Consider the following 9862-nt stretch of genomic DNA (forward strand, 5'->3'; position numbering starts at 1 on the left):
GATCCCGATTTGTTCATGCCCGAAGGGGAACTCGCCCATGTCCACTGGCCGATCCATTCTGATCGTCGACGACGACGACGCGTTGCGCCATTCGCTCGCCGAGCAGCTCCATTTGCACGAAGAATTCGACGTCGAGGAGGTCGGCAGCGGATCGGAGGCGATGGATATCGTCAAGGACGACCGTTTCGACCTGCTGCTGCTGGATGTCGGCCTACCCGACATGGACGGGCGCGAGTTGTGCCGTCTGATGCGCCGGTCCGGCCACAAGATGCCGATCATCATGCTGACCGCCGCGGACGGCGAGGCCGACACTATTCTGGGCCTGGAATCGGGCGCCAACGACTATGTCACCAAGCCGTTCAAGCTGGGTGTCCTCATGGCGCGGGTGCGCGCGCAACTTCGCCAGCACGAGCAAAGCGAAGACGCCGTCTTCACCATCGGCCCCTACACGTTCCGTCCGGCAGCCAAGCTCCTGGTCCATGACGAGAAGAACCAGAAGATCCGCCTGACCGAAAAGGAAGCGGCGATCCTGAAGTTCCTCTACCGCTCCGGCGCCAAGGCGGTCGGGCGTGAGGAACTGCTCGACAAGGTCTGGGGCTATAACGCCGGTGTCGCGACACATACGCTGGAGACGCACATCTACCGCCTGCGCCAGAAGATCGAGGAAGATCCGTCCCAGGCCCGGCTCTTGATCACAGAGCCCGGCGGCTACCGCCTCAATCCCTAACGCGCGTCACGTCGCGTTCCGCTCGGCGCGCGCCAGCGTCAGGCCGATCCATAACGCGCCCAACGCCGAAGCCGCGGTGATTGCCGCGAAGACCGGCCACACAGCGGTCCAGTCGTCGTTACCAATCAGCGCGCCCAGAAGGACCGGCGCGGCAAGGCTGCCGATATTGCGGCCCGACATGATGGGCGCAAAGGCCCACGGGCTGACCCGATCGCCGCCCAACAACCGGCCGGGAACGGCGAAGAGGCAGGCTGGCGTGATCCCGCAGGCAATGCCGTAAACGGCGATCGCGACCAGCGCCGGAACGGGATCAAGGGCGTGCGCATAGAGCCAGATCGGCACCTGTAGCGCGGTCGCGCCGAAGAACAGCGCCGTATACGAAAGGCCGGCGCGCAACAAAAATCCGGACAAGATGCTCGTCGCGAGAACGCCCAGCACCGGTATCAGGTTGATCAGCGCAGCCGTATCGGGATCCAGCCCGTGTTCGCTGACCAGGTTCTTGGGCAGCCAGGTCATGAAGGCGAGATACTGGCCCGCCCATATTCCGAACACGCCGGCCGCCGTCATCAGGACGATCCATTCGCTGCGGTTGGGGGGCGTCTGATTGGGATTGTCCGGTGACCGGCTGATCAGTGGCAGTGTCGCGTCGCGCCGCATCCAGACGCAGACGGCGACTAGGCCCGTTAGCACCAGGGCGGCCCACCAGATCGCCTGCCAATGGCCGGCGTCCAGAAACGGCCAGGCGATGGCGAGCGCGACGATCTGACCAGCCGGCACCCAGGCCGCGACCAGGCCGGCGACGATCGGCAGGTGATCGGTGCTGGCGCTGCGGTTGGTGATGACCGGACCGGCCAACGCCAGGACGGCGTAACCGACACCGCCAAAACCGCGTCCTACAAGCGCGACCGCGCCCTGTTCCGCGTCCGCCAGCAGGATCAGGTTGCCCAGCGCCATGGTGGCGAAACCGACGCCCAGGATCAGCCCCGGCCAACGCTCCATCAGCCGCCCCAGCGGCGCCGTCAGCACCAGTCCGGCAGCCGCGAAGATCGCCATCAGCGCGCCCGACAGGATGTAGGAATAGTCATAGGCGGCGATCATCAGCGGCAGTGCCGGCGCCAGCTTCAACATCTGAAACGCCGACAGAACGGCCAGCGCCAGACCCAGCGCGACCCCGGTCCAATCGGTTCCGGTGTGCTCAGCCGGCGTTGATGTCGTCAAGGGTGATCAGGGCGTCGAACGGGATACCGGCGTCGCGATAGAGGTCGGCGCCGCCTTGCTGGCGGTCGACCACGGTGATGACCTGGGCAACGGTCGAGCCGGCTTCGCGCACCGCCTCGACCGCTGTCATGGTCGAGCCGCCGGTGGTCATGGTGTCTTCCAATAGCGCGACCGTGTCGCCGGTCTCAAGCTGGCCTTCGATCTGGCGCTGCGTACCCCGGGTCTTCGCCTTGTCGCGGACATAGAATCCGCGGATCGGATGGTCGCTCTCGGCGCTTGCCATGACGACGGCACTGACCACGGGGATCGCCGCCGTCGCCATGCCGCCGACCGCCGTGACGCCGGCCTCGGCCAGGCGCGGCGCCAGCATCCGGCCGATCAGCCGGGCGCCCTCGGGATGCATGGTGACCCGGCGCAGATCGACATAGGTCGAGGCATGGGCGCCCGATGCCAAGACAAAATCGCCGCCTTTCAGAAGCGCATGCTCACGGATCAGCTCGAGAAGCCGCGCTTTGGCGGCATCCGGGGTCTTCAAGTCGTTCAAACCGGCACTCCTTGTACGTGAATCGACAGATGGCGGCGTTTCGCCTATGAGCGGTGTTCCCCCGGCCATTGACGCCTGCGGACCGTGGGGCACACTTGGGACCGACCGGGCGCATCGCCGGCGGCAGATTGTGAGGCTAACGTCTTTTGAGTGGTCACGGCGAGTTTTACGTCCGTTTTTGGGGCGTCAGGGGCAGCATAGCCAGTCCCGGACCGGCCACGGTGCGTTATGGCGGTAACACGAGCTGCTTGGAAGTGCGTTGTGGCGACCGGCTGCTGATCATGGATGCCGGAACCGGCCTTCGCCTGCTTGATGAATCGCTTGATGACAGTGTCCCGCTTCACGCGGACCTGCTGATGACCCACACCCATCTCGACCATGTCTGCGGCTGGCCCTACTTTCGCGCGCTTGCGGTACCGACCACAGAGCTCATTGCCTGGTCCGGCCATCTGAAGCCGCCGCACACGCTTGAAACGGTGATGGGCCGTTTCCTGGAAGACGAGGCAACGCCGGTCCATGACGGCAATGTGCGCGCGTCCATCGACTGGCGCCCGTTCGCCCAGGGCGACACGCTTGATCTGGGCGACGGCATCACGGTCGACACCGCGCCGCTCAATCATCCCAATGGCGCGACCGGCTATCGCATCAACTATGGCGGCCAGACGATCTGCTATGTCACCGATACCGAACATGTGCCCGACCAACCGGACACCAACGTGCTCGGGTTGATCGACGGCGCGGATATCGTGATCTATGACGCCACCTACACGGATGAGGAGTTTCCGAATTTCATTACATGGGGCCACTCGACGTGGCAGGAGGGTATTCGCTTGTGCGACAGCGCCGGCGCCAAGACCTTGGTGCTCTTTCACCACGACCCCAGCCACGACGATGACTTCATGGACGCAGTAGCCGGCGACGCCGAGGCGGCGCGTCCCGGCACGATTGTGGCGCGCGAAGGTCTGGTGCTGCGGCCGTGAACCTCAAAACGCGCTTGCGGCGTTTGTGGTTCGCCCTGTCGACCGTGCTTGGCCTGAAGCCGCGCGGCTACTTCGTGCCCTACCGCTATGCCGATCAATTGCCGGGCCCGGGTCACCGGCCTGTCTACGACACGGTCGAGCGCTTGTTTGCCGCCCACGAGGCGTTGTTTCAGGCGACGCTTGACCGGGTCGACGATCAGGCCGCGGCGTTGGAAGCAATCGGCGCTGACGATCCCGCGCCCGGTCCGCGCTGGCACCAGGACTGGTTCCCACGGCTCGACGCCGCGGTCGCCTACGCCATGGTGCGCGCCGCCGAGCCGTCGCGCATCCTGGAGGTGGGGTCCGGTCACTCGACCCGGTTCATGGCCCGCGCCATCGCCGATGGTGGCCTCAGCACGCGGTTGGCGGCAATCGACCCGGCGCCGCGCGCGGTAATCCGCGACCTCGACGTCGAATGGATCGCTGAGCCCGTACACCGCGCCGATCAGGCGTTGTTCCGGCAGCTGGGCGACGGCGACATCCTGTTCATCGATTCCAGCCACATCCTGATGCCGGGCAGCGACGTGGACTATCTCTTCAATCATGTGCTGCCGGAGCTGCCCCAGGGCGTCCTGGTTCACATCCACGACATCTTCCTGCCGGACGACTATCCAACGGCCTGGGCCTGGCGGGGCTATGGCGAGCAGCTGGCGTTGGTCGGGCCGATCACCAGCGGTGCGTGGCAGCCCCTGTTTGCCAGCCGTTACATGGTAACGCGCCGGGCCGATTTGCTGAGCCGTTCCGTGATATCGCGGCTTCCGTTACCCGACGGCGCGTTCGAGACCAGCCTGTGGCTACGCCGACGCTGAACACACTGCTTGCTTGTGCGAAACCGTGGCCGGCCCACTCCCCCTCCCGGCCACCCCGAGGATGCTGCCATGGGTGGTCTCGGCGAAAACGCCTCTCGGCGTTTTGCCCCGGAGGAGGGGGAGTGGGCCGGTAATGCCAGCGATGTCGCGAACGCGCAGCCTCACGAGCCCGACACGGGCGTTTGACGGCGCGCTATCGCGCGGCCTGCGTATAATGACCATGGCAGGGTTTTGGAGGATCGGGTGCTGAAACGTCTGGCAAGGCTCTTGTTCGGCGCGCCTGTTGAAGGTCGCTTGCCGGAACGCGTGCAGGCGCAGATCGCCCGCGACCAGGCCGATAGCGAAATCCTGATCGGCTGGGTGCAGATCTGCGGCATCGCCTTTTTCGCCGTGCTCTATAGCCTGACCCGCAAGACCTTTCCCGCCGATGCCATGCTGGAGCCGGTACCCTGGGCGCTCGGCGCCTATACGGTCTTCACGGTCATCAGGCTGCTGCTGGCCCATCTCCGGCGGCTGCCGTCATGGATGATCGTGCTGTCGATCGTGGTCGACGTCTGCGTGCTGCTGGTGACGATCTGGAGTTTTCACATCCAGTACATGCAGCCGCCGGGTTTCTCGCTCAAAGGCCCGACCATGCTCTACCTGTTCGGTCTGATCGCGCTCAGGACGCTCAGATTTGATCCTCGCTATGTCGCCATGGCTGGTATCGCCGCGGTGATCGGTTGGACCGCGCTGCTGCTCTATGCCGTCGTCTTCTCCGAGCAGACCAGCCCGATCACCCAGGACTATATCCACTATCTGCAGTCCAGCGACGTGCTGCTCGGCGGCGAGATCGACAAGATCATCTCGATCCTGTTGGTCACCGGTGTCTTGTTCATCGCGCTGACCCGTGCGCGGCGCCAGCTGATCCGCTCGGTCGCCGAAAGCCAGGCGGCCGCCGATCTCTCGCGCTTTTTCGCGCCGGAGATCGCCGAGCAGATCGTGCGCGCCGACGACATGGTGAACCCGGGCGAAGGCGTGGTGCGCGACGCGGCCATTCTGTTTGTCGACATCCGCGGCTTCACGCCGATGTCGCGGACCGTCGGGCCGACCGAGACCGTGGCGATGCTGTCTGAGTATCAGGCGATTGTTGTGCCGGCGGTGCAGGAGAACGGCGGCTCCATCGACAAGTTCCTGGGCGACGGAGTCATGGCGACATTCGGCGCCGCGGCGCCCAGCGAGACCTATGCGCGCGACGCCATGGCCGCCGTCGTGCGCATCGACGCCGGCATGGCGGCTTGGAACGAACGCCGCCGAACCGAAGGCTTGGCGCCTCTGGGCTACGGCATGGGGCTTGCCACCGGCCAGGTCGTGTTCGGCGCCGTCGGCGACGACAGTCGGCTGGAATACACGGTCATCGGCGATGCGGTGAACCTGGCGGCCAAGCTCGAGAAGCACTGCAAGACAGAAGGCGTGCGCGCCACCGCCTCTGCGGCCGCCCTGGCGCTTGCGGCCCAGCAGGGTGCGCCGGCGCCGGCATTCGCGCAGCTCACGGCACGCGCAATCGACGGCGTCGCCGAACCGCTGGCGGTCGCCGTCTTGAAGGACAACTCTTGCGATGCGGATAAGCCGGCGTAGGCTGTTGTTTCCTACCGAACGGCTTGCGGCAAAGGGCAGGGGCCATGCGTTTCAAGGACAAGGTGGTGCTCGTCACCGGCGGCAACTCTGGCATCGGCCGCGGCATGGTCCACCGGCTGATCGAAGAGGGCGCCCGGGTGCCGTTTGTCGGCCGCGACACCGCGAAGGGCGCGAATGTCGAGGCAGAGATAAATGAACGTGGCGGCGAAGGCGGTTTCTACCCGGTCGAGCTGGCTAACGAGGACGCGGTCGCCGACCTGATCGATCGCGTCGTCGCCGACTACGGCCGGCTCGACGTGGTGATCAACAACGCCGGTGTCGGCGGCCGGCGTGCCGGCGTTCAGGATGCGGATGGGCCTGGCGTGCGGTGGAGCAAGCTGCGCGGCCCCAATCTCGACGCGCCCTACTTCGTCTCGGCCTACGCGCTACCTCACCTGGCCAAGACCAAAGGCGCCATGGTCAACATCTCCTCGACCGCGACCTGGCACGGCAACTGGGGTCTCTACGGAATCGCCAAGGCGGCGGTGGAGGGCCTGACGCGCTCGTTCGCCGCTGAAGGTGGGCCCATGGGCGTGCGCGTCAACGGCGTCAGCCCGGGCTGGATCGCCACCGAGAACGATGCCGCGGCACCGCCCTCGGGCACCACGGACGGCAGCTGGGCGATGCCGCCGTCCTTGATGAACCGCATGGGCACACCCCAGGAAATCGCCGCCGCCGTGCTGTTCCTGGCCTCCGACGAGGCAAGCTTCATCACCGGCCAGACCCTGATTGTCGACGGCGGCCTGATGATCCTGGACTACCCCTCCATGCCGCTGCTCGAGGACGTCGCGCGCGACGCCTATTCGCAGCCGGTGTAGGACAAAAGCATGCCCGGCGGCGATATCACCTCGGTCTTCCTTCTCGGCTTGCTCGCTTTCTGGATTGGTGTCCTGGTTTGTTTGCGCCGCTACCTGGCCGTCAAGCCGATGCCCCAGCCGACATGGCCGGGCATGCCAACCACCAGAGCGCGCAAGGCTCGGCAAGGTGATGATGACCTCGACGGGATGACGCTTCTGGGCGTCAGCCTCGTCATCGTCGGCTACATGATCATGGCCTACGTGCTGACGTTTTGGGAGGTTGGGCTGGGCGCCGTTGCCTTTTTCGCTGGGTTTGTTCTGATTCCCGTCGTTGCGGCGTGGCGAACACGCTGATGTGACGGCTCGACCGCGCTATCGCGGGGTTTCGCGGGGCCCCTGATGTTGCAAACTGCGCTTCTTGGCCCAAAATGGTGCCCATGATCGACTTTTTCACTACCGGGGCGGGCCACGTCTTCGCCATATCCGTCGCGATGATCGTCGGCAGCGTCTGGATGCTGTTTTTCCGCGCCCGGCTGCCGATTCCGGCCGGATTGCCTCGCGGTGTCACCCGCGCGACGCTCGAAGTCTTCAATCAGTGGCTCAAGGATTACGGCGGCTGGGCCGGCTGTTTTTTCCTGCCGATCGGCTCGATGCTGGCGCTCGGCGTGATGGAAGGCGGCATGTCCTTCTACCACTGGCCGATCGCGCTCCTGATCTTCGCCGTCCTCGCCGTCTGGAAGATGCGCTAAGAGATTTTCCGCTCACGCGGAGACGGCACCGGCCCACTCCCCCGCCCGGCCACCCATGGCAGCATCCTCGGGGTGGCCTCGGCGAAAACGCCTCTCGGCGTTTTGCCCCGGAGGGCGGGGGAGTGGGCCGGTAATGCCGACTAAACCGTGAACGTGCTTAACGTTCACCTACTTGTAGGGATCGGCGGCGTCGCGCAGGCCGTCGCCCAGGAAGTTGAAGGCGAGCACCACGATAATCACCGGCACCACCGGCAGCATCAGCCACGGGTAGAGCGCGACGACGTTGATGTTCTGCGCTTCGTTCAGCAGCACGCCCCAACTGGTGATCGGCGGGCGCAGGCCCAGGCCCAGGAACGACAGCGCCGTCTCGCCCAGGATCATGGCCGGGATCGACAGCGTGGCGCTGGCGATCAGGTGACTGGTGAAGCTGGGCAGCAGATGCCGGAAGATGACGCGCTTCGGCGTCGCGCCCATCAAGACGGCGGCGGTGGCGAAATCCTCCTCGCGCAAAGACAGGAGTTTTGAGCGCACGGCGCGCGCCAGGCCTGTCCAGTCGAACAGGCCCAGAATGATGGTGATGCCGAAATAGATCAGCAGGGGACTCCACGTCACCGGGAGCGCGGCGGATAACGCCATCCACAACGGCAGCTCCGGGAAACTGCGGATGATCTCGATCAGCCGCTGGACCATGGTGTCGATCCAGCCGCCGTAGTAACCGGACAGGCCGCCCAGGATGACACCCAGCACGAAGCTGATGGTAATGCCGATCAAGCCGACGGTGAGCGAGATGCGCGCGCCATAGATGATGCGCGACAGCATGTCGCGGCCCAGCCGGTCGGTGCCGAACAGAAACATCTGGCCGTCCTCGGCCGGACAGATGATGTGGAAGCGCATGGGAATGGCGCCCCAGAACTCATACTCATCACCCAGGCAGAAGAAGCGGATCGGCTGCACATCGTCGGTGTTGGGCGTGTAGACGCGCTGCAGCGTATCCATGTCGAGCTCGTAGTTGAGGCCGTAGACGAAGGGCCCGACGAACTCGCCGTCGTGGAAGAAGTTGACTGCCTGGGGTGGCGCATAGATGAAGTCGGTGTGGCGTGTCGCCAGATTGTAGGGCGCCAGAATTTCGGAGATTAGGATCGAAATGAAGGTCGCGAGCAGCAGGGCGCCTGAAATCACCGCAAGCTGATGGCGGCGGAACTTCCACCACATCAGCTTCCACTGGGACGCCATATAGAAGCGTTCCTGTTCCGGCGTCAGCTGCTCGACGGAATAGGGATCGAAGGGTTTGTCGGAGACAAACCGCTCGATCGTATCGTCGTCCCTGCGGGTCGTGTCGGTCATCAGTGACCGGCCCCCCCGGCCAAGCGGATACGCGGATCAAGCACGGCGAGCAGAAGATCGGAGACCAGAACACCGATTACGGTCAAAAGCGCCAGGCACATCAGGAACGAGCCGGCCAGGTACATGTCTTGGGTCTGCAAAGCGCGCAACAGGATCGGGCCGGTGGTCGGCAACGACAACACGACCGAGACGATGACCGCGCCGGAGATAACCTGGGGCAGCAGGTTGCCGATATCGGCGATGAACGGATTCAGCGCCATCCTGAGCGGATACTTCAACAACGCCTTGCCCGGCGACAGGCCCTTGGCGCGCGCGGTGACGACGTATTGTTTTTGCAACTCGTCCAGCAGGTTGGCGCGCAGGCGCCGGATCAGCCCGGCTGTGCCGGAGGTGCCGATGACGACGACCGGGATCCAGAGATGTTCGAGCACGGACAGGAACTTCCCCCAGCTCCATGGCTGGTCGAGATACTCCGGATCCATCAGGCCGCCGATCGAGGTGCCGAACCAGACATTGGCCAGGAATAAGAGGACCAGCGCCAACAGGAAGTTCGGCGTCGCCAGGCCCAGAAAGCCGATGAAGGTCAGGCCGTGATCGCCCCAGGAATACTGGTGCGTCGCCGAATAAACACCGATCGGAAACGCGACGACCCAGGTGAAGATGATGGTCGCGGCCGACACGATGATGGTCAGCAGCAGGCTTTCGCCGATGACCTGATTGACCGGCTTGTTGTACTCGAAGCTAAGCCCCAGATCGCCTTGCAGCAGACCACCGACCCAGAACAGGTACTGCTGCCAGACCGGCTTATCCAGGCCGAACTCCTGGCGGTAGATCTCGATCTGATCGGCACACGAGCTTTCGCCCTGGGCCTCGCATTCCGCGATCATGGTCGACAGGAAATCGCCCGGCGGCAGCTGAATGATGATGAAGGTGATCAGGCTGATGCCGATCAGCGTCGGCACCATGATCAACAGGCGCTGGGCGATGTAGTTGATCATG

At 64.6% G+C, this 9862-nt stretch carries 11 protein-coding genes; 7 read left to right on the top strand and 4 right to left on the bottom strand.

The window, feature by feature from the left end; genetic code table 11:
* Nucleotides 1-37: 37 nt before the first annotated feature.
* Nucleotides 38-727: a response regulator transcription factor gene (locus tag AAF563_01680; protein MEM7119954.1), complete on the top strand. Its 690-nt coding sequence runs from the start codon at nucleotides 38-40 to the stop codon at nucleotides 725-727.
* A gap of 6 nt (nucleotides 728-733) precedes the next feature.
* Here the strand turns inward: AAF563_01680 and AAF563_01685 are convergent, their stop codons facing one another.
* Both AAF563_01685 and pyrE read right to left on the bottom strand, forming a co-directional pair.
* The gene (locus AAF563_01685; GenBank protein ID MEM7119955.1) at nucleotides 734-1945 is read right to left on the bottom strand and encodes an MFS transporter; all 1212 of its coding nucleotides are present in this window, start codon (nucleotides 1943-1945) and stop codon (nucleotides 734-736) included.
* The gene (gene pyrE / locus AAF563_01690) at nucleotides 1923-2489 is read right to left on the bottom strand and encodes an orotate phosphoribosyltransferase (protein ID MEM7119956.1); all 567 of its coding nucleotides are present in this window, start codon (nucleotides 2487-2489) and stop codon (nucleotides 1923-1925) included. Before pyrE ends, AAF563_01685 begins: the two co-directional genes overlap by 23 nt.
* A gap of 146 nt (nucleotides 2490-2635) precedes the next feature.
* Between pyrE and AAF563_01695 the strand changes: the two genes are divergently transcribed.
* The 6 genes from AAF563_01695 (at nucleotide 2636) to AAF563_01720 (ending at nucleotide 7519) form a co-directional block, all read left to right on the top strand.
* Nucleotides 2636-3469 carry an MBL fold metallo-hydrolase gene (locus AAF563_01695; protein ID MEM7119957.1) on the top strand — a complete coding sequence of 278 codons (834 nt, stop codon included), beginning with the start codon at nucleotides 2636-2638 and terminating at the stop codon, nucleotides 3467-3469.
* A complete protein-coding gene (locus AAF563_01700) occupies nucleotides 3466-4317 on the top strand; it encodes a class I SAM-dependent methyltransferase (protein ID MEM7119958.1) in 852 nt (283 codons plus the stop codon). The genes AAF563_01695 and AAF563_01700 overlap by 4 nt, the downstream gene beginning before the upstream one ends.
* A 243-nt stretch (nucleotides 4318-4560) precedes the next feature.
* Nucleotides 4561-5934: an adenylate/guanylate cyclase domain-containing protein gene (locus tag AAF563_01705; protein MEM7119959.1), complete on the top strand. Its 1374-nt coding sequence runs from the start codon at nucleotides 4561-4563 to the stop codon at nucleotides 5932-5934.
* 44 nt (nucleotides 5935-5978) lie between these two features.
* Nucleotides 5979-6791: an SDR family NAD(P)-dependent oxidoreductase gene (locus tag AAF563_01710; protein MEM7119960.1), complete on the top strand. Its 813-nt coding sequence runs from the start codon at nucleotides 5979-5981 to the stop codon at nucleotides 6789-6791.
* A 9-nt stretch (nucleotides 6792-6800) separates the two neighbouring features.
* Nucleotides 6801-7124 carry a hypothetical protein gene (locus tag AAF563_01715; protein MEM7119961.1) on the top strand — a complete coding sequence of 108 codons (324 nt, stop codon included), beginning with the start codon at nucleotides 6801-6803 and terminating at the stop codon, nucleotides 7122-7124.
* 83 nt (nucleotides 7125-7207) lie between these two features.
* Complete coding sequence (locus tag AAF563_01720) at nucleotides 7208-7519, top strand: hypothetical protein (GenBank protein MEM7119962.1); 312 nt, start codon at nucleotides 7208-7210, stop codon at nucleotides 7517-7519.
* A 168-nt stretch (nucleotides 7520-7687) separates the two neighbouring features.
* On the opposite strand, the gene AAF563_01725 is transcribed toward AAF563_01720, so the two are convergent.
* Both AAF563_01725 and AAF563_01730 read right to left on the bottom strand, forming a co-directional pair.
* Nucleotides 7688-8863 (bottom strand): ABC transporter permease, encoded by a 1176-nt coding sequence (locus tag AAF563_01725; protein ID MEM7119963.1) that lies wholly within the window; start codon nucleotides 8861-8863, stop codon nucleotides 7688-7690.
* Entirely contained in the window at nucleotides 8863-9861 is a 999-nt protein-coding gene (locus AAF563_01730; GenBank protein MEM7119964.1) for an ABC transporter permease, read from the bottom strand. Before AAF563_01730 ends, AAF563_01725 begins: the two co-directional genes overlap by 1 nt.
* Nucleotide 9862: the final 1 nt, after the last annotated feature.

It is taken from the genome of Pseudomonadota bacterium (assembly GCA_039028155.1).
Lineage (GTDB): Bacteria > Pseudomonadota > Alphaproteobacteria > SP197 > SP197 > JANQGO01.

Bases quoted from the DNA above. Each gene is read 5' to 3' on its own strand.
- AAF563_01720 (MEM7119962.1), top strand. From the start codon at position 7,208: ATGATCGACTTTTTCACTACCGGGGCGGGCCACGTCTTCGCCATATCC.
- AAF563_01680 (MEM7119954.1), top strand. From the start codon at position 38: ATGTCCACTGGCCGATCCATTCTGATCGTCGACGACGACGACGCGTTG.
- AAF563_01725 (MEM7119963.1), bottom strand. From the start codon at position 8,863: ATGACCGACACGACCCGCAGGGACGACGATACGATCGAGCGGTTTGTC.
- AAF563_01730 (MEM7119964.1), bottom strand. From the start codon at position 9,861: ATGATCAACTACATCGCCCAGCGCCTGTTGATCATGGTGCCGACGCTG.
- AAF563_01715 (MEM7119961.1), top strand. From the start codon at position 6,801: ATGCCCGGCGGCGATATCACCTCGGTCTTCCTTCTCGGCTTGCTCGCT.
- AAF563_01710 (MEM7119960.1), top strand. From the start codon at position 5,979: ATGCGTTTCAAGGACAAGGTGGTGCTCGTCACCGGCGGCAACTCTGGC.